The sequence below is a fragment of the Oceanisphaera arctica genome, from assembly GCF_002936955.1.
GTDB lineage: Bacteria > Pseudomonadota > Gammaproteobacteria > Enterobacterales > Aeromonadaceae > Oceanimonas > Oceanimonas arctica.
Genome location: NZ_MPZM01000004.1, coordinates 118,171 through 137,723, shown reverse-complemented (window position 1 = coordinate 137,723; position 19,553 = coordinate 118,171). Strand labels below are relative to the sequence as shown.

The window sequence follows — 19,553 nt, the reverse complement described above, 5'->3', positions numbered from 1 at the left end:
TGGCTTGTGTGACTATTTGATTTGGTGTCAAGAGATTTCATGTGTAACAAAACCCGATTTTCAAGACTCGACAGGCAGGGAGTAGTAACGAATGTTTCGGATTGGTGAGCTGGCCAAACACTTTGGAGTGAAGGCCGATACCCTGCGTTTTTATGAAAAAGAGGGACTGCTGTCGCCCAGCCTGCGCACCCCTGCGGGCTATCGGCTATATAGCGAAGATGACAAACGGCGGCTGCATTTCATTCTGCGCTGCAAGCGGGTGGGCTTTTCCCTGAAAGAGGTGGACGAGCTGCTGTCGCTCAAGGTCAGCAGCTGCAAGGTGACCTGTCGTGAGGTGAAGGCGGTGGCCGATAGCAAGATTGCCGATGTGGAAGAGCGGATCGCCGAGCTGGAGCAATTCCGCCGTTCTCTCAAACAGCTGTCCGAGGCCTGTTGTGGCGGCCTGGAAAGCGCCGAGCATTGCTCGATTCTGGAAGCGCTGGACGGCAAGCAACTGACCGCCGAGAATAACGCCCGTTAACGCCCCCTGACACGGCAGCCTTCGCTGCCTTTTTCTGTATGCCCTTGCGTGGCAGGTGTCTTCCTGTCCGCTCGGCTTTGCGCCGTTTTCGGCACCGTTCACAGGAGTTGTTTATGCATGCTCGTTTTGGCTGGGGACTGAGTGTCAGCCAGTGGTTTATCTTTTTGATGGCCAACGCTCTGGCGCTGCCCATCATACTGGGTCAGGCCTTTGGTCTGGACGGCGGCGAGATTGCCGGCTTGATGCAGCGCACCCTGATGCTGGTTGGCCTGAGTTCCCTGCTGCAGGTGGCGCTGGGCCATCGTTATCCCATCGCCGATGGTCCGGCCGGATCCTGGGCCATCGTGTTCGTGGTCATGGCCTATATCGGGCGTGAGCAGGGGCATGACAGCGCAGAGACCCTGCAATTGCTGGCGGGGGGCGTGCTGGTGGCCGGGGCCATCATGCTGGTACTGGGGCTGGCACGACAGGTACACCGGCTGTTGTTTCTGTTTACCCCGCTGGTGACCGGCTGTTTTATGCTGCTGCTGGTGATCCAGCTGGCCGGAGTCTTCGTGCGCGGCATGGTCACCGACCCCCGTAGCGGTATGATCACCCTGCCGGTGGCGCTGGTGGGCTTGCTGGTGTTTGTGGGGGTCTTGCTGTGTTCCTTCAGTCGCCATGCGCCGCTGCGCACCTATGCGGTCATGGTGGGCATAGTGGCGGGCTGGACGGCCTTTGTCGTATTTGACCTCAGTGCGATGACGCTGCCGGAGACGGCGTCCGGGCTGCAGTGGCCCGAGCTGTTCGCCTTCGGCGCCCCCCGGCTGGACAGCGGCATGCTGGTGGTGGCAGTACTGTTTTCGCTACTGCTGTTTTCCAACCAAATAGCGGCGGTGTCCGCCATCACGGCGGTGGTGAGCGAGCGACAACCGGATCTGGACAAGGTGATCAACCGAAGCAGCTGGGCATCAGGGATGAGTCATGTAATGGCCGGCAGCCTCTCGACCATCGCCGTGGTGCCGTTGCCGGTGACCGCAGGTTTTATTCAGCTGACCGGCGACAGTCGACGCGGGCCCTTCATGCTGGCCTGCGTGTTGCTGGCACTGGTGGCGCTGTTCCCCCAGGCGGTGGGCTTTCTGTCGTTGCTGCCGGCACCGGTGGCCAATGCCGCCCTGCTGGCTACCTTCATCAAGCTGGTGGCGCTGGCCTTTCAGATGCTGACCAGGCAGCCGCTGGATAATCGTTCCAGCACCATCATCGGCGTGGCGCTGTTGCTGGGGGTGGGCTGTATGTTCCTGCCACCGGAGCTGTACCGGCATTTGCCGGGGCTGGCCCAGTACCTGCTGGGTAACGGCCTGCTGACCGGCACCCTGCTGGCGCTGACCATGGAAAAACTGTGGGCGGTTAAACGCTAGCGGATCACCAGCACGGCACAGTCGGCGTGACGTACCACTTTGGATGCATTGGAGCCGAGGAGGTAGGTCTTGGCTCCGGGGCGAGAGGCGGGCATCACTATCAGCTCGATCTGGCGTTTTTTTGCCTGGGCGAGGATGGTGTCATACACCACCCCGTGCTTGATCCTGATCTGTCCCTGGTGTTCCGATGGAATGTTCGCCTGCATGAAGTCGCCAAGCTGCTCTTCGACCACCTTGTTCAGCTTGTCGATCAGCTCACTGGAGTACAGTGGCGCGGCGGCATGGTGGATGCGGGCCGAATTGACGTACAGCAGATGAATCTGTCCTTGCGGGTGGCACAGTTTCAGCGCTGCCTCGACCACTTTCGGGTAGAGCGCCAGATATTCAAAATCCAGCGGCAACAGTATTTGCTTGAACATAAGTGCGTTATCCCATCAGTTTGTTAGGTAACCAGGTGACGATCTCCGGCACCAGCATGCAGAGTATCAGTACGCCCAGCTTCAGCATGACGAAGGGCAATACCGACTTGTAGATATCCATCATGGTCACCCCGGGAGGGGCAATCCCCTTGAGGTAGAACAGGGCGAAGCCGTAGGGCGGGGTCTGTACCGCTATCTCTATGTTCAGGATCATCAGGATACCGAACCAGATAGGATCGTAGCCCAGGCCGATTGCAATCGGGGTGAACAGCGGCGCGCAGATCAGCACTATGATCATTTCGTCGATGATAAAGCCGAGCAGCAGCATGATCAGCTGCATCATGATGATGATCATGATGGGCGGCAGATCCAGGCCGGCGGCAAAGTCGGCAACCATACCCTGCACACCCATCAGCAGATGGAAATTGCTGAACACAGAGGCGCCAAGCACTATCCAGATGGCCACGCTGACCAGTAGGGCGGTTTCGATACCGGAACGCTTCATCATCTTGAGCTTGAAGCGTTTGTACATGAGAGCCAGCAAAAGGGCACCGACCACGCCGATGGCACCGGATTCGGTGGGGGTGGCAATGCCGGTGATGATGCTGCCGAGCACCAGCACTATCAGGCCCAGCGCCATGAAGCCGTCGCGCAGGGTAATGAAGCGCTCGCGGGCATTCTTGGGCACGTCCAGGGCATGACCGACGGGGGCGCGGCTGGGGTTCCGTTTACAGGAGATCACCACATAAAGCACCATGACGGTGATGGAGATCAACGCCGGCACCAGGGCGGCGATGAACATCTTGCCGACCGAAGTCTGGGTGGTGGAGCTGAACAGTATCATCGGGATGCTGGGCGGGATCAGTATGCCCAGACCACCGCCGGCCATGATGACACCGAGTGCCAGTTTCTTGTCGTAGCCGCGTTCCAGCATGGGACGCAGGGCGATACTGCCGGAGGTCATGATGCCGGCACCGATAATGCCGACCATGGCGCCGATCATGGAGCAGACGCCGATGACGCTGATCGCCAGCGAACCACGCACCCGGCCGATAACCAGCTGGCTGGCCTTGAACATGGCATCGCCGATGCCGGAACGGGTCAGCAGCTGTCCCATATAGATGTAGAGCGGAATGGCCAGCAGCACGAAGCTGAACAGGGTGCTCTCTATGGTGGTGGGTACTATGTTGAAAATACCTTCGCCCCAGGTGGCATAGCCAATCAACATGGCCACGCCACCCAGCGCCAGGCCCACCTGGGCGCCCAGTGCAAAGGAAATCAGTACGCCCAGCAGCAGCAGGCCGGTCAATAATTCGATACTCATTATTCATCGTCCTCAGACAGCAGGGGCTCGCCGGTGATCAATTGCCAGGTGTCTTTCAACATGTCGCTGGACAATTGCAGTAGAAACAGGGTGGCGGCGACGGTGACCATCACCCAGAAGTGGCCGATGGAAGGGGCCCATTCGGACTGGCGGGTATAGCCGAAGTCGATGGCCTCCAGCGCCTTTTCCCAGCTTTTGCTGGCCACTATGATCAAAAAGAATCCGCCGAGGGTATTGGATATCAGATCGAAGATGTTCTTGGTCCGCTGTGATACAGACAGGTAGAGGATGTCGACGTTGATATGCGCCTTTTTCAGCTGGCCGCTGGCTCCACAGAGGGCGCCGATATAACCGAACAGAAACAGCGACACATCGTAGGCCCACATGGTCGGGCTGTTGAGTACGTAACGGGAAAACACTTCAAAGGCAAGGGTCGCCGCCAGCAGGGGGAGGGCCAGGGAGATGGTATGACCAACGGTCGACACCAGCAGACCTGTCCCTTTGCACCATAAACAAAGTAGTTTTTTCATTATGCATCCATGGAATGAAAACATCAGCCCCGCCGCGCGGCGGGGCTATCTCATCGGAAGGGGGTTACTTACTTCATCAGTTCTACGAGACGAGAGCTGTACTTGTCGGTCTGGCCATAGTGGGCCCAAACGACTTCGGCCGCTTGCTGCCACTGGGCCTTGTCGGCGTCGGACGCCTCCGGGCTCCAGGTCATGCCGATTTTCTGCATGTCGGCCACGGCTTCCTGCTCCCATATGGCGGACTTCTCTGCCTGCTCCTTGGCGTGCCACTTGGCGGCATCACGCACTACCTGCTTCAGGTCGTCCGGCAGTTTGTTCCAGGCGTTCTTGTTCACCAGAACGGGCAGGGCCTGGGCGCTGGACACCGGCAGCGGGTACATGAACTTGGCCACTTCGGCGAAGTTGCCGTCGCGGTGGTCGATCAGGTTGGAGCCGATGGTGCCGTCGATCACGCCGGTGGCCAGGCTGGTATAGGTTTCACCCCAGGCCAGATTGACCGGAGAGGCGCCCAGCTCGCGGAAGAAGCGGCCGTAGGCGCCCGGAGCGCGAATTTTCAGGCCCTTGAAGTCTTCAATGGACTCGATCTTGGTCTTGGTAATGACGTAGACGCCGGGCTGGAAGTAAGGGGACAGCCATACCAGGCCGTGACGGTCATAGGCCTCGGTCAGTACCTCGGACCAGCCTTTGTCATAAAACTGGGCGTTCAGCTCTTCCAGGGTGCCATTGCTGCCGGGCAGGCCGACTTCGACCACGCCGAAGGGAATTTCACCGGCATGCATGGGCTGGAAGGGAGCGGCCATGTCGAGCAGACCCGACTTGGTGGCACCTATGATGCCATTGGTGTCTACGCCTTCACCGGCATAGAGCATGTTGATTTTCATGCGGCCGTTGGAGTCGGCTTCTATCTTGTCGGCAAAAGACTGATAGACATCGCCGAAGGCGGTGCCGCGGGAATACAGGTTGGTGAAGCGCCAGGTCACATCGGCAGCCATGGCTTCCATGGTGATGCCCATGCCGGCAACGGCAATCAGAGAGGCGGCGATTTTGGTACGAGCGGAGCTCCAGATACGAGTCATGTTGTAGTCCCTTGTGTTATCACATTCCGTCTGCCTTGAGTCGAACTCAAAGTTGGTATTTTGTATTGGGTACCCTTTTGGGCGATGTCAGTCTGCGCCAGCCTCAAAAGGGGTTAAATACATAATCATTCATGTTTGGTTTGACCGAGGTCAAACAAACAGCGGGAAACTAAGTGATAGCAGCAGTAAGAACCATCATTATGCAAAAATTTAGCATATTGGTTTGCTGTTGTGTGAGGCCAGTCACGCAGTGGAGCCGGCCCGAAAGCCGGACTCAGGGCGCGGCTTTAAGGTGATCGTGCAGCAATTGCAGAAACAGCGCTTTCAATCGGCTCTGGCGACCATGCAGGCGAGTGATGGCGGAAATACCGAGTTCATGATTTTTCTGCTCGGGCAGCAGCGCCTTCATGCGGCCGCTGTCTACCCAGCGGCGGGCAAAGCTCTCGGGCAAAAAGCCGATGTACTGGCCGGACAGGATCAAGGCGGCCCTCGGCTCGTAATGATAGGCTCGCCCCGCCAGGCGCATGTCGGCCAGTTGGGCGCTGGACTCGGCATTGGTGTAGATGCCGGGATGGATCAGCTTGCTCTTTCCCAGCTGCTGTTCGATGTTCTGGTCGTCTTCGATGGCAAACAGCGGGTGGCGATCGCTGCAGTACAAGAAGCAGCGCACCTTGTAAAGATGGTGGTACTCCAGCCCTTCCAGATCTCTGTGATAGTGAATAAAGCCGATATCCGCGTCCTCATTCAGTACCCGCCGCTCGATCTCGCCCATGTGAGCCACGTCCACGCTGACATTGACGTCGGGCGCCTGGCTGCCCAGATCCGCGAACACATCGGCCATGGGAAAGTCATCTTCCAGCCAGATGTTGTCACTGGAAACGATTTTCAGCTCGCCGGTAAGCTGCTCGTGCAGCTCGTTGACCGTGTAGCGAAATTCTTCCAGTCGTGAAAACAGACGCTTGGCGGATTCGTAGATCACGGCGCCGTCATCGGTGAGGGCAAAGCCGGAACGCCCCCGTCGGCACAGCTTCAGCTTGAGCCGATTTTCCAGGTTGGCCATGTGCACGCTGATGGTGGATCGGCTTATATTCAGCTCGGTTTCTGCCGCCGAGAAACCACCGCATTCCACCACCGTCTTGAACAGCTTCAGCAGACGTATTTCATAATCACCGATTTGCCCCAGTACGGGGCGACTTGTCTGGCTCATAGTTTGAAACTCTTCAATGTGAATGTTGATACGTGATGATTTATGCGACTTTAAAGGCAAGGCTACCATGCAATCAAAATATGGCCAATGCCGGCGCAGGGGCAGTCACGGTAACCGGGATTTTTAGACTGGTTTTGTGATGGCAGCGCCGGTTCAGTGGCTGGTGATGGGCCCTCGGTTAGGGCCTGTATGGAATCAACACCGAGGCACAGTTCTTATGAGCATGAATTCAGTCAACAGCAAGCTGGTGAAAGATGCCGGTTACATCAATGGTCACTGGTGTCAGGCCGACAGCGGCGCCACCATTGCCGTCTATAATCCGGCCACCGGCGAACAGCTGGGCCAGGTACCCGACATGGGAATCCTTGAAACCAGTGCCGCCATCGATGCGGCCAGCACCGCCCTGCTGAGCTGGCGGGACGTCGCCCCCAAAGAGCGGGCCCGTCTGCTGCGCTGCTGGTTTGATCTCATCATCGAGCACAAGGAAGACCTGGCGCTGCTGATGACCCTGGAGCAGGGCAAACCGCTGTTCGAGACCCGGGGCGAGGTGATGTACGGCGCCTCTTATATCGAATGGTATGCCGAAGAAGGCAAGCGTGCCTACGGCAAGGTGTTTGCCGCGCCGACCGCCGACAAGCGGGCGTTGAGCATTCAGCAGCCCATCGGTGTGGTAGCAGCCATCACCCCCTGGAACTTCCCCAACGCCATGATCACCCGCAAGATAGCCCCGGCGCTGGCCGCCGGCTGCACCGTGGTGGTCAAGCCCTCGGAAGAAACTCCCTTTTCTGCCCTGGCGCTGATGGAGCTGGCCGAGCAGGCCGGTATTCCCGCAGGCGTGATCAACATGATCACCTCCAGCCAGGCCGCTGCGGTGGGCAAGACGCTGACCGACGACAGCCGGGTACGCAAGCTGTCGTTCACCGGCTCTACCCGGGTCGGCAAGCTGCTCTACGGTCAGAGCGCCGACACCGTGAAGAAGCTCAGCCTGGAGCTGGGTGGCAACGCGCCCTTTATCGTGTTCGACGATGCGGATCTGGACGCCGCCGTGGCCGGTGCCGTGATCTCCAAGTTCCGTAACGCTGGCCAGACCTGTGTCTGTGCCAACCGTATTCTGGTGCAGGACGGCATTCACGATGCCTTCGTTGCCCGTTTCAAAGAGGCGGTAGAACAGCTGGTGGTCGGCAACGGTCTGAACGACGCCACGACTCTGGGTCCGGTGATCAACAAGGCGGCGATAGACAAGATTGCCGGCATGGTCGACAAGGCTCAGTCCGAGGGCGCCAGTCTGGTGACCGGTGGCCAGCGCCATGAGGCCGGCGAGCTGTTCTTTGCGCCGACCATTCTGACCGGCGTGACCCAGCAGATGGAAATTGCCCGCCAGGAAATTTTCGGCCCGGTAGCACCGGTCATTCGTTTCAAGGATGACGCCGAAGCCATCGCCATTGCCAACGACACGCCCTACGGTCTGGCGGCCTATTTCTTTACCGAGAGCCACAGCCGCATCTGGAAAGTGGCAGAGTCGCTGGAATACGGCATGATAGGTATCAACGAGGGCATTCTTTCCAACGAAATCGCCCCCTTCGGTGGCGTCAAGGAATCCGGTCTGGGACGGGAAGGTTCTTCCCAGGGGCTGGAAGATTACATGGAAACCAAATACCTGTGCATGGGCGGCATCCGCTAAGCAAGGACTTCAGGAGACAATACAATGAGCAAGAATCAGCAACTGCAACAACGCAAAGATGCCGTCTTCGCCCGCGGCATGGGTAACATGGCCGCCGTTTATGTCGATCATGCCAAGAACAACGAAGTCTGGGATGTGGAAGGCCGTCGTTTCATCGACTTCGCCGCCGGCATCGCCGTGGTCAACACCGGCCACAGCCATCCGCGCATTCAGGCCGCGGTGGCCGAGCAGCTGAGCCGTTTCAGCCACACCTGCGTCATGGTCACGCCCTACGAGAGTGCGGTGGAACTGGCCGAAAAGCTGGTTGCGCTGGCGCCGGGCGAGACTCCCAAGAAAGCCATCTTCGTCACCACCGGAGCCGAAGCGGTGGAAAATGCGGTCAAGATTGCCCGTGCCCACACCAAGCGCAGCGGTGTTATTGCCTTCAACGGTGGTTTTCACGGTCGTACCAACATGACCATGGGTCTGACCGGCAAGGTCGCTCCCTACAAGGCGGGCTTCGGTCCTTTCCCGAGTGAAATCTATCACCTGCCTTACCCGAACGAGTATCACGGTGTGACTGCCGAGCAGTCGCTGAAGGCGCTCGACGAGCTGTTCCACTGCGATATCGAGCCGGGCCGTGTGGCCGCGCTGATCATAGAGCCGGTGCAGGGCGAGGGCGGTTTTTATCAGGCCCCGCCGGCCTTCCTGCAGCAGCTGCGCGCCATTTGTGATCAGCATGGCATCGTGCTGATCTGTGACGAAATTCAGACTGGTTTCGCCCGTACCGGCAAGCTGTTTGCTACCGAATACGCTGGCATTGAGCCGGATCTGATGACCATGGCCAAGGGCATTGCCGGTGGTTTCCCGCTGTCTGCCGTGGTAGGCAAGGCCGACATCATGGACGCCGCCAACCCGGGCGGTCTGGGCGGCACCTATGCGGCCTTTCCGCTGGCCTGCGCCGCCGGTCTGGAAGTACTGAACATCATCGAGGAAGAACAGCTGTGCAACAAGGCGCTGGCCCTGGGTGAACTGATGAACAAACGCCTGAGCGCGCTGCAGGCGAAGTATCCTCACCATATCGGCCAGGTACGCAACCTGGGCGCCATGGTGGCGATGGAGCTGATTCACAATGGGGATGTGGATCAGCCCAATGCCGAGCTGACCAAGGCTGTGGTGGCCAGGGGCATCGAGAAGGGAGTGATCCTGTTGTCTTGTGGGGTACGAGGCAACGTCATCCGCTTCTTGCCAGCCCTGACCTCGCCGCTGGATGTCGTTGGTGAAGGACTGGATCTGCTGGAGCAAGTACTGGCAGAGCTGATCTGATAGTAATACGTCGTAGTCATCAAATTTTGGCGGGCCTTGTGCCCGCCTTTTTTATATTTGAAGCACGGCCTTGGTTTAAATCGGTATAAAACAGTTGACCTTACCATGGTGGTAAGCCTGATACTGGGCACCATGACAATGCCCAATGAGGAAATTACCATGATCAGTTTTACCCTGCCCGACATGACCTGCGGCCACTGCGTTGGTGTGCTCAACCAGATGCTGATAGAGCTGGACCCCGACTGCGAGCTGGAATTCGACCTGCTGAATCACATCATCAAGGTAGAGAGCAGCCTCCCCCGCGAGCAACTGGCCGATGCACTGACCGAGGCGGGTTATCCACCCGCATAAGTTGCCTGGCCCGGGCAGGTCCCGGGTTTTGACGGGAACGCCATCATGAGCAGAAACCCGGACAAGAGGCGCAACCCCAGCGCCAAACAACTGAGAGAAGCCGACAGGGTGCAGCAGCTGCATCCGTTACAGCAGCGAGAGCATCCTTCTGCCGTGCCTGCGGATCATGACCAATTGGTCCATATCAATACCTACGGCGCCTTGCCGGATTACTATATCGACCAGCCCTTTATCTGCCGAGTCTGTGGCAAACGGGAGATCTGGAAGGCCCGGGATCAGAAGTGGTATTACGAGGAAGCGAAGGGCCATATCGACGCCATTGCGGTGGAGTGCCATGGTTGCCGCAAGGCCAGAAAACAGGGCCTCGGGCCGGAGGTTCACGAATGAACATAGGCGAAGCCGCAAACAAGGCCGGGGTCTCGGCCAAGATGATCCGCCATTACGAACAGATAAAGCTGCTGCTGCCAGCTAGGCGCACCGCTGCCGGTTATCGGCAGTATGACGAGCACAATATAGAGCAGCTCAGATTTATTCGTCAGGCACGATTGCTGGGATTTTCCATTCGTCAGATAGAGGAACTGCTGAGTCTGTGGCAGAACCCGCAGCGGTCCAGTCGGGCGGTGAAAAAGGTGGCGCAACAACACCTGCAGGACGTGGAGCACAAGATGCGTGAGCTGGCGGCAATGCAGGCCATGCTGCAGCGGATGATTACCGCCTGCCCGGGCGACGAGGGATCGGCCTGCGCTATTCTGGAGCAGTTATCTTCACCAGAATCGGCGTTCTCAGGGGAGCCTGCCAAAAAATAGCATTTGTGTGCTTGACCTTCCCATGATGGGAAGCCTTAAGGTGAACATGAGATATTCATCAGGGGGATAACACCATGACGTCATTTACCACTACGGCCGCCGATGCTGGCGGAAAAGCGCCGGGCCTCAGCGTGCAGCTGCCGATCTCGGGCATGACCTGTGCCTCCTGCGTACGGCGGGTAGAGCAGGCGCTGCTCAAGGCGCCAGGCGTACTCGAGGCGACGGTGAACCTGGCCAGTGAAAAGGCCGAGGTAAGCCTGGCGGCCGATACCCCGGTCAGCGTGCTGAGTGAGGCGATAGCAAAGGCCGGTTACCAGACCCGCACCGAGCAGTTTGAGCTGTCTATTATCGGCATGAGCTGTGCCTCCTGTGTAGGGCGGGTGGAGAAGGCGCTGCTCAAGTTGCCTGGCGTTTTGTCGGCCAGCGTCAATCTGGCGGCAGAAACCGCACAGATCGAGGCGCTGGCCGGCAATGTGGACGAGCAACAGCTGATGGCCGCCGTGGCTAAAGCCGGCTATGAGGCGGCGCCGCTGTCTGCCGAGCGGGATGACGATAACGCCCGCCGGGAGCGGGAGCAACAAGGGCTCAAGCGGTCCTTCTGGCTAGCGGCGGTGCTGACGACACCGGTGTTTGTGCTGGAAATGGGCGCTCATTTCGTACCGGGCATGCATCACTGGATTCAGGATACGCTGGGCCAGTCCCTGAACTGGAATATCCAGTTTGTGCTCACCACTCTGGTGCTGTTTGGCCCCGGCCTGCGCTTCCTCCGCCATGGCCTGCCGGCCCTGTTGCGGGCGGCACCGGACATGAACTCGCTGGTGGCGCTGGGCAGCCTGTCGGCCTGGGGCTTTTCGGTGGTGGCCACCTTCGCCGGTTTTCTGCTGCCGGAAGGGACACGCCAGGTGTATTTTGAGGCGGCGGCGGTGATCGTCACCCTGATCCTGCTCGGCCGCTATCTGGAAGCCAGGGCCAAGGGCCGCACCGGCGAGGCCATTCGGCGGCTGCTGAGCCTTCAGGTGACGACCGCCCGAGTTAAACGCAACGGCGACACGCAGGAATTACCGCTTGCGCAGGTGCGGGTAGGCGATCTGGTGCTGGTGCGCCCCGGCGAACGGATACCGGTAGACGGCACAGTGCAGGACGGCAGCTCCTATGTGGACGAGTCCATGCTCACCGGCGAGCCGGTGCCGGTGGAAAAGACCGAGGGCGACGAGGTGGTCGGCGGCACCGTCAACAAGAACGGTGCATTGAGCTTCGAGGTCACCAAGGTAGGTGGCGATACCCTGCTGGCGCGGATCATTCAGATGGTCGAGCAGGCCCAGGGCGCCAAACTACCCATTCAAGCGCTGGTGGACAAGGTCACGGCGGTGTTCGTGCCGGTGGTGATGGCGGTGGCGGCGCTGACCTTTGTGGTCTGGCTGTGGCTGGGGCCCAGCCCGGCGCTGAGCTTCGCGCTGATCAACGGCGTGGCCGTGCTGATCATCGCCTGCCCCTGTGCTATGGGGCTGGCTACACCCACCTCCATCATGGTGGGCACCGGCCGGGCCGCAGAGCTGGGGGTGCTGTTTCGCAAGGGCCAGGCCCTGCAGACCCTGCGTAATGCTCACGTGATTGCTCTCGACAAGACCGGCACCCTTACCAGGGGCCAGCCGGAGCTGACCGATTTACAGGTGCTTCCGGGCTTTGATGAAGACGAAGTGCTGGCGCTGGTGGCGGCGGTGGAGCAACACTCCGAGCATCCCATTGCCGAGGCCATCGTCGCGGCGGCGAAGGAGCGGCAACTGAACCTTCCAGAGCCTGAAAACTTCAAGTCCCACTCGGGACTGGGGGTGAGCGCCACCCTCGATGGCCGGCAGGTAGAAGTGGGCGCCGACCGATATATGAAACAGCTGGGCCATCAGCTGGATGCCCTGGCCGATGCGGCGGAAAAGCTGGCCAATGAGGGTAAAAGCCCGCTCTATGTGGCCATAGACGGCCAACTCGCAGCCATTATCGCCGTGGCCGATCCCATCAAGGAGGGCACCCCGGCGGCGATTAAGGCATTGCATGATCTGGGGCTCAAGGTGGCCATGATCACCGGCGACAATCGTCACACCGCCAACGCCATCGCCAGTCAGTTAGGGATAGACGAGGTGGAAGCCGAGGTGATGCCGGATGGCAAGGTCGAAGCCCTGCGGCGCTTGCGCGAACAATATGGGCCAGTGGCCTTTGTGGGGGACGGTATCAACGATGCCCCGGCGCTGGCCGAGGCGGATGTGGGGCTGGCCATCGGTACCGGCACCGATATTGCCATCGAAGCGGCGGAGGTGGTGTTGATGAGCGGTGATCTGCGCGCAGTGCCCGATGCCCTGGCCATCAGCCACGCGACCCTGCGCAATATCCGCCAGAACCTGTTCTGGGCCTTCGCCTACAACATCTGCCTGATCCCGCTGGCAGCCGGTGCCCTGTATCCGTTCTACGGCCTCTTGCTGTCGCCCATGCTGGCCGCCGGTGCCATGGCCATGTCCAGCGTCTTCGTGGTCGGCAACGCCCTGCGACTGAAAAAATTCAGGGCGGTCAGTCAGCAAAACCAGTGACGTTTAGGGCCGATGTTTTGTTATTCAGCCATGAGATCGATCCTGCTTGATCATATCGGCGCACTTTTCGCCGATCATGATCGAGGGCGCATTGGTATTACCGGATACGATCAACGGCATTATGGAGGCATCGGCAACCCTGAGCCCCTCGATGCCGTGAACCCTCAACCTGCTGTCGACCACCGCCATCTCGTCGTTCCCCATCTTGCAGGTACTGGTCGGATGATAGATGGTCTGGCTGAAGCGACGGGCGGCGTCCAGTAATTGCTCGTCGGTCTGATATTGGCGGCCAGGCACATATTCATCGATGATCACGGGCTTGAGCGCATCGGCTTCGGCGATACGTCTGGCGACCTTGACCGCATCCACCGCCACCCGCAGATCCTCCTCGGCCGAAAGATAATTGGCCTGGATCGAAGGATACTCATGCGGATCGGCGCTGCGGATCTTGATGCTACCTCGGCTATAGGGGCGCAGCTGGCACACAGAAGCGGTAAAGGCCGAAAAGGGGTGCACACCTTCTCCGGGTTTATCGGCGCTAAGTGGCTGCATATGGAACTGTATGTCCGGTCGATCCAATCCATCCCGGGATTGGGTAAAGACACACACCTGGCTGGCGGCCAGAGTCAGGGGGCCGGTACGGGAAAACGCGTACTGCATGCCGACGCCCAGTTTTTTCACCGGATTATTGACCTCGTCGTTGAGGGTCTTGCAGCTGGTCTTGAACACAAGGCGGATTTGCAGGTGATCCTGCAGGTTTTCGCCTACTCCCGGTAACGGATGCAGGCACTCCAGGCCCACCGATTTCAGGTGTTCCGGTTCACCTATGCCCGAGCACTGCAGTATTTGCGGTGAGCCGATGGCGCCGGCGCTGAGTATCACTTCCCGTTTTGCCCGGGCCAGCAGGCGCTTGCCCTTGTGTTCGAATTCGATGCCGGTGGCCTGTTTTCCTTCCAGCAAAATGCGGCGGGTATGGGCGCGGGTCACCAGAGTCAGATTGGGGCGTTTCAGCGCCGGGCGCAGAAACGCCTTGGCGCTACTACAACGCAGTCCCTTGTAGGCGGTTTGCTGGAAGTAGCTCACGCCTTCCTGAGTTTCACCATTAACGTCCGGGTTTGCCGGAATACCGATCTGTTGCGCGGCTTCGACAAAGCGTTCGGCTATCTCTCTGCGCAGGCGAAGATCGGAGACCTTCAACGGGCCATCGACCCCGTGATAGGCATCGGCCCCTCGCGACTGGCATTCGGACTTTTTGAAGTAGGGCAGGACTTCCTTGTAACTCCAGCCATCATTGCCGAGGGCAGCCCAGTCATCGTAGTCCTGGCGCTGGCCGCGAATATACAGCAAGCCATTGAGTGAGCTGGAACCACCCAGCACCTTGCCTCTGGGCCACTGCAGCTGCCGGCCATTGATCCCTTCGTCCGGGTCGGTGACATAGCACCAGTCGGTGGCGGGGTTGTGCATGGTCTTGAAGTAACCGACAGGAATGTGGATCCAGGGGTTCCAGTCTCGTCCCCCTGCCTCCAGTAGCAATACCTTGATGTCCGGATCTTCAGTAAGCCGGTTGGCCAGCACACATCCTGCCGAGCCTGCGCCCACAACGATATAGTCGAACTCACCAAAGACCTGTTCTTGATATAGAGACATAACCCACCGAGTAAAAACGAGACGATTGTTATCAAAATATTAGTTTTGATTTTTATATCAAGTTAAATTTGATATTTTTTGTTGGTTTTTTGTTGTCTATCAAGGGTGGTTTAGCTTGAAAACAGGGGAGGAAGTATCATCTATGGCGGGTCAGGCGTCAGAGGGGGAGATTTGTTGATGTCATAACTAACTGATTTAATTGTTTTATTTTATTTTTGATCATTTTTTTATCAAAAATAAACACATTGAAGTTGACGTTGGTTGTTTTTGATTCATATAGTTTCACTTGTTTCGTTTATGTAACCTGTTGTTAAATCGTTTGGTTAGGACAAGGAAAAGGTCACTTATGAAGATTAAACCGCTTATTTTATCGTCAGTGGTACTGGCGATGTCGGTCAGCACCGCCGCCGTGGCTGACTATTCAGGACCCAAGATAAAGCTGAAGCTGGCTCATCCGGCCCCTCCCGGTAGTCACATTACCGTGGCCTACAAGAAGTTTGCCGACCTGGTCAAAGAAAAATCGGATGGCCGGATCAAGGTACAGCTGTTCCCAGGTTCGGTACTGGGCAGTGACAGGGTGATGATTGAGGGCGCCCAGAGAGGGACGTTGGAAATCGGTGTCAGCTCAACCCCGAACCTTGCCAGTTTTACCCCTCTTTACCAGGTATTTGATCTGCCCTATATCACCAGCCCCAAATATCAGGAAAAACTGTACAAGTCGCTGGAGAAGGGGGCTCCGCTGAACACCTACCTGGAAAAAGTTGCCAATGACATCGCCCTGCAGCCCATCATGTATGCAGAATATGGCTATCGTAATTTTGTATCCAAAGACAGGCCTCTGAATGGCCCTGAATCGCTTTCCGGTCTCAAGATGCGAACCACGGATTCACCGGTGGATGTGGCCGTGGCCAAGGCACTAGGCGCCAATCCTGCACCTATTGCCTGGGGAGAGGTCTATACGGCCTTGCAACAGGGCACCATAGATGCGGAAGGCAATACCTTCGATCTCATGTATGGTGCCAAGCATCATGAGAACCTGAAGTATGCGGTGACTTCTGCTCATAACTACGGCATGCAGGTGGCGATGGCCAACAAGAAATGGTGGGACGGATTGCCCGAGGAAGCCCGGCAGTTGATCGAAGAGGCCTCCCATGAAGCGGTAACCTATCAACGCACAGTGGCCTACCCGGAAGATCAGAAAAAAGCGCGTCAGGGTATGATTGATGCGGGTATCACCATTCATGAAACCACAGAAGAAGAGATGGCCGAGTATCGTCAATTAACCAAACCGGTATTTGATGAGTTTGCCGCCAGGCTCCCGACTGAATTGGTTAAACTGGTTCAGGATACTCAGCAGTAACCCGATTCACTTGAGCAATCTCTCTGATGGCGGAAGCGTTTGGTTTCCGCCAGTGAGTATTATTTTTGATTATGAACCCGGAGCTGCTGTATGGAAGCCGCGAAGCCGTATAGAGAGCTGACTAAAGAAAAACAGCCTTCTTATCTTGATGTTGTTATTAAAAACTTTGAAAAGCCTTTCCTGTTTGTCGGCTTGATCTTGATGATCGTCATTATCAACTACCAGACATTTTTCAGATACTCAATCTCTGCCGTGTTGAACATGATAGGCACCCCGGAGTTCGAACAGCTCTTCGGGACCTGGGTGGATATTGAAGGATTGCGTGTCAGTATCAAGGGAGCCGTAGGCTGGGGGATTTGGACAGAAGAGCTGGCTCGTTATATTTTTATCTGGATATCCTACCTGGCGGTTTCGATTTCGATCATTTCGAGAGGTGGTATACGTGTCGATGTGATTCATAATCGACTTTCGAAACGCTATCAGGATATCGTCTGGCTGGTGATTGATAGCTGCACACTTATCCTGGTGTTTCTGTTTTCCTTCATGGGGCTGGATTATGTGAAAATGCAGCTGGTTATGCCGCAAACAACGCCTGCCCTGCAAATTGGTTATTACATTCCCTACCTGATATTGCCTATCGGTTTTGGCCTAATGGCCATACGTACCCTACAATCGCTGTGGCGCCAGAGTAGGGGCATGAATGTTCTGGACATATGTACGGGTCTGTTGATTCCGGCAATCCTGTTTGCACCTGTGATGTTATCCGACGAATGGAATGCCTCTCTACTGCTGTTCGGATATTTCATTCTGTTTTTGCTGATGGGGGTACCCATTGCCTTTTCGTTAGGCCTGTCCGGGCTGATGACGGTGTTGGGGGCCGGCACCCTGCCAGTGGATTACCTGGCACAAATTGCCTTTTCATCGATTGACTCCTTCCCCATCATGGCCATTCCCTTCTTTATCGCAGCCGGTGTTTTCATGGGGGCCGGTGGCTTGTCCAAACGGCTGCTGGCACTGGGTGATGAACTGGTGGGCGCCTTGCCCGGTGGTATGGCGCTGGCCAGTATCATGACCTGTATCTTCTTCGCTTCTATCAGCGGTTCGGGCCCGGCGACGGTGGCAGCCATCGGCTCCATTACCATACCGGCCATGATAGCCCGGGGATATGATAAATATTTCTCTGCCACCGTAGTGGCTTGCGCCGGGGCGATTGGGGTGATTATTCCACCCAGCAACCCCTTCGTGGTCTACGGGGTGTCGGCTCAGGTCTCCATCGGCAAGCTGTTTATCGCCGGTATCATACCCGGTTTGATAATGGGTGTGGCCTTAATGGTCGTTGCCTACCTTATCTCCAAGAAAAATGGCTGGTATGGTGAAGTTCGTGAGCGCTCGCTAAAGACCTTCATGAGTGCAGCCTGGCAGGCAAAATGGGCCCTGATGGTGCCGGTGATTGTGCTGGGTGGTATCTATGGCGGCATCATGACGCCAACGGAAGCCGCTGCCGTTGCCGCCTTGTATGGCCTGTTTGTAGGTATCTGTATTCATAAGGAACTGACCTTTAAAAACTTCTGGTCATCGGCTCAGGACGCCGCCGGCATTTCATCCATCATCATATTGCTGATGGCGATGGCGACCATCTTTGGTAATATCATGACCATAGAGCAGATACCCGAGAGCATCGCCGAACTTATCCTGTCGATGACCTCGAACAAGTTTGTCATCCTGATCATGATCAATATCTTCCTGCTCTGGATCGGTATTTTCATGGAGGCACTGGCAGCCATCGTTATTCTGACGCCGATTTTATTGCCACTGGTCATGGCGGTGGGCGTAGACCCGGTTCATTTCGGGGTAATGATGGTCATGAATCTGGCAATCGGATTTATTACGCCACCGGTGGGGGTTAACCTGTTCGTGGCCAGTGGTATCGCCAATGTCAGTATTGGCGGCCTTGCCAAGTCTATCTGGATGTATCTGCTGGTGATGATAGCGGTGCTGCTGCTGATTACCTATATTCCGGAGATTTCATTGTTTTTATTATGATGGTTTTCTGAATAAAAGCGGAGCCTGATGGCTTCGCTTTTATTTTTGGGGGCTGTACAGATAAAGGAGTCATCTTTGACTATCAATTCAATGACAGTTTCGACGGCCTGCCTGACAACGGCCAACATAGCCGGGCAGGATGGGGGCCAACCGGTATGTTTTGCGGCCGTTGATCACTCGGGAGCCCTGATTTATCTGTATCGGATGAATGGAGCGCCCGAACGGCTGATCAATATTGCAGTAGGTAAGGCCTATACGGCAGCCAGAATGGGGGTATCGACCGACATATTCAGACAGAGGCTGTTGAACGAGCAGCTGTCGCTGGCCGATTTTCTGGATGACAAATTCACCTCTTTGCCAGGCGGTCTGCCCTTGCTTAAGGGAGGTCAACGGGTCGGCGCGATTGGCGTCAGTGGCCGTGCTCTGGAGGAAGATGTGGCCCTTTGTCAGCAGTTCGCTGAACGTATCCTGATAACCCTATGATAAACTGCCTGAATATTCATACAGGAGGGCTTATGAGCACATCAGTAAGTGCTACCAATTCTACTCTGCTTCGTGCTTTTGCCTTGATCGAGGAACTGCTCAAGGAAGACAGGGCGACCACGGCGGCAGATTTATGTCAGCGCCTTGATGTGCCCAAGCCAACAATACACCGTATTATCGGCCAGCTGGAGCAGGAAGGTCTGTTGCAGAAAGAGCCCGACGGTCGTCACCTCAGCCCGGGACCGCGCTTGAGAAAAATGGCCCTGGCCGTGCTGGCTCAACGCAATGTTGGAGCTCCGAGACGGGCGGTATTGCAGAAACTGGCCGCCGAGTTGGGAGAAACCTGCAATATAACCTTGTTGGATGGCCATGAGCTGGTCTACTTCGAACGGGTCGAAACCAACTGGCCGGTACGGATACAGCTGCCCCCCGGCTCACGCATGCCTCTGCATTGCACCGCCAGTGGCAAGCTGTTTCTGGCGTTAATGCCACTGCACCGCCGCAAGGCACTTCTTGCCAGCTTACCCCTGGATGCCCACACCCAGAATAGCATTACCGACAAGGTGCGGCTGGAACAGGAAATGGAGAAGATTGCCGAGAATACGTTGAGTACCGACAATGAAGAATTGATTGACGGCATGGTGGCTATTGCCGTGCCTATTTATGATGAGGTAGGGCAGGTGCGCGCCACGCTGGCTGTGCATGCACCGACAATACGCAAGCCGCTGGCCAGCCTGATGGAGTATGCGCCTATCCTGCGCCGTGCTGCCGCCCAGCTGCAGGTGGTGCTGGACTTATAGTATTTCTTTTATCTGTATGAAATGAGCA

The 19,553-nt window shown here is 57.1% G+C and carries 18 protein-coding genes; 12 read left to right on the top strand and 6 right to left on the bottom strand.

Features of this window, described 5'->3' with window-relative positions; all coding sequences use genetic code 11:
- The first annotated feature begins 91 nt into the window (after nucleotides 1–91).
- A complete protein-coding gene (zntR, locus tag UN63_RS03485) occupies nucleotides 92–520 on the top strand; it encodes a Zn(2+)-responsive transcriptional regulator (RefSeq protein ID WP_104485389.1) in 429 nt (142 codons plus the stop codon).
- A gap of 113 nt (nucleotides 521–633) precedes the next feature.
- Nucleotides 634–1,917, top strand: a complete 1,284-nt coding sequence (locus UN63_RS03480) for a purine/pyrimidine permease (RefSeq protein WP_104485388.1) — start codon at nucleotides 634–636, stop codon at nucleotides 1,915–1,917.
- On the opposite strand, the gene UN63_RS03475 is transcribed toward UN63_RS03480, so the two are convergent.
- From UN63_RS03475 to UN63_RS03455, 5 genes are all read right to left on the bottom strand, one after another.
- A complete protein-coding gene (locus UN63_RS03475; RefSeq protein WP_104485387.1) occupies nucleotides 1,914–2,336 on the bottom strand; it encodes a universal stress protein in 423 nt (140 codons plus the stop codon). The genes UN63_RS03480 and UN63_RS03475 overlap by 4 nt on opposite strands.
- Before the next feature lie 7 nt (nucleotides 2,337–2,343).
- On the bottom strand, nucleotides 2,344–3,660 hold the full coding sequence (locus tag UN63_RS03470) for a TRAP transporter large permease (protein ID WP_104485386.1): 1,317 nt from the start codon (nucleotides 3,658–3,660) through the stop codon (nucleotides 2,344–2,346).
- A complete protein-coding gene (locus UN63_RS03465; RefSeq protein ID WP_104485385.1) occupies nucleotides 3,660–4,190 on the bottom strand; it encodes a TRAP transporter small permease subunit in 531 nt (176 codons plus the stop codon). Before UN63_RS03465 ends, UN63_RS03470 begins: the two co-directional genes overlap by 1 nt.
- A gap of 68 nt (nucleotides 4,191–4,258) precedes the next feature.
- The gene (gene dctP, locus UN63_RS03460) at nucleotides 4,259–5,266 is read right to left on the bottom strand and encodes a TRAP transporter substrate-binding protein DctP (RefSeq protein WP_104485384.1); all 1,008 of its coding nucleotides are present in this window, start codon (nucleotides 5,264–5,266) and stop codon (nucleotides 4,259–4,261) included.
- A gap of 274 nt (nucleotides 5,267–5,540) precedes the next feature.
- Nucleotides 5,541–6,473 carry a LysR family transcriptional regulator gene (locus UN63_RS03455; RefSeq protein ID WP_104485383.1) on the bottom strand — a complete coding sequence of 311 codons (933 nt, stop codon included), beginning with the start codon at nucleotides 6,471–6,473 and terminating at the stop codon, nucleotides 5,541–5,543.
- 217 nt (nucleotides 6,474–6,690) lie between these two features.
- Between UN63_RS03455 and UN63_RS03450 the strand changes: the two genes are divergently transcribed.
- The 6 genes from UN63_RS03450 (at nucleotide 6,691) to UN63_RS03425 (ending at nucleotide 13,192) form a co-directional block, all read left to right on the top strand.
- Entirely contained in the window at nucleotides 6,691–8,154 is a 1,464-nt protein-coding gene (locus tag UN63_RS03450) for an NAD-dependent succinate-semialdehyde dehydrogenase (protein WP_104485382.1), read from the top strand.
- A gap of 24 nt (nucleotides 8,155–8,178) precedes the next feature.
- Nucleotides 8,179–9,459, top strand: coding sequence for a 4-aminobutyrate--2-oxoglutarate transaminase (gabT, locus tag UN63_RS03445; RefSeq protein ID WP_104485381.1), 1,281 nt, complete (start codon nucleotides 8,179–8,181; stop codon nucleotides 9,457–9,459).
- A 159-nt stretch (nucleotides 9,460–9,618) separates the two neighbouring features.
- A complete protein-coding gene (locus tag UN63_RS03440) occupies nucleotides 9,619–9,810 on the top strand; it encodes a heavy-metal-associated domain-containing protein (protein WP_104485411.1) in 192 nt (63 codons plus the stop codon).
- Nucleotides 9,811–9,855: 45 nt separating this feature from the next.
- The gene (locus tag UN63_RS03435; protein WP_104485380.1) at nucleotides 9,856–10,197 is read left to right on the top strand and encodes a zinc-ribbon domain containing protein; all 342 of its coding nucleotides are present in this window, start codon (nucleotides 9,856–9,858) and stop codon (nucleotides 10,195–10,197) included.
- On the top strand, nucleotides 10,194–10,616 hold the full coding sequence (cueR, locus tag UN63_RS03430) for a Cu(I)-responsive transcriptional regulator (RefSeq protein WP_104485379.1): 423 nt from the start codon (nucleotides 10,194–10,196) through the stop codon (nucleotides 10,614–10,616). The genes UN63_RS03435 and cueR overlap by 4 nt, the downstream gene beginning before the upstream one ends.
- A gap of 74 nt (nucleotides 10,617–10,690) precedes the next feature.
- Complete coding sequence (locus UN63_RS03425) at nucleotides 10,691–13,192, top strand: heavy metal translocating P-type ATPase (RefSeq protein WP_104485378.1); 2,502 nt, start codon at nucleotides 10,691–10,693, stop codon at nucleotides 13,190–13,192.
- Nucleotides 13,193–13,216: 24 nt separating this feature from the next.
- On the opposite strand, the gene UN63_RS03420 is transcribed toward UN63_RS03425, so the two are convergent.
- The gene (locus UN63_RS03420; protein ID WP_104485377.1) at nucleotides 13,217–14,839 is read right to left on the bottom strand and encodes a GMC family oxidoreductase; all 1,623 of its coding nucleotides are present in this window, start codon (nucleotides 14,837–14,839) and stop codon (nucleotides 13,217–13,219) included.
- A gap of 346 nt (nucleotides 14,840–15,185) precedes the next feature.
- Between UN63_RS03420 and UN63_RS03415 the strand changes: the two genes are divergently transcribed.
- The 4 genes from UN63_RS03415 (at nucleotide 15,186) to UN63_RS03400 (ending at nucleotide 19,525) form a co-directional block, all read left to right on the top strand.
- Nucleotides 15,186–16,199 carry a TRAP transporter substrate-binding protein gene (locus UN63_RS03415; RefSeq protein WP_104485376.1) on the top strand — a complete coding sequence of 338 codons (1,014 nt, stop codon included), beginning with the start codon at nucleotides 15,186–15,188 and terminating at the stop codon, nucleotides 16,197–16,199.
- A gap of 90 nt (nucleotides 16,200–16,289) precedes the next feature.
- Nucleotides 16,290–18,242, top strand: coding sequence for a TRAP transporter large permease (locus UN63_RS03410; RefSeq protein ID WP_104485375.1), 1,953 nt, complete (start codon nucleotides 16,290–16,292; stop codon nucleotides 18,240–18,242).
- A 75-nt stretch (nucleotides 18,243–18,317) separates the two neighbouring features.
- A complete protein-coding gene (locus UN63_RS03405; protein WP_181068163.1) occupies nucleotides 18,318–18,725 on the top strand; it encodes a GlcG/HbpS family heme-binding protein in 408 nt (135 codons plus the stop codon).
- A gap of 32 nt (nucleotides 18,726–18,757) precedes the next feature.
- Complete coding sequence (locus UN63_RS03400) at nucleotides 18,758–19,525, top strand: IclR family transcriptional regulator (RefSeq protein WP_104485373.1); 768 nt, start codon at nucleotides 18,758–18,760, stop codon at nucleotides 19,523–19,525.
- Nucleotides 19,526–19,553 lie beyond the last annotated feature (28 nt).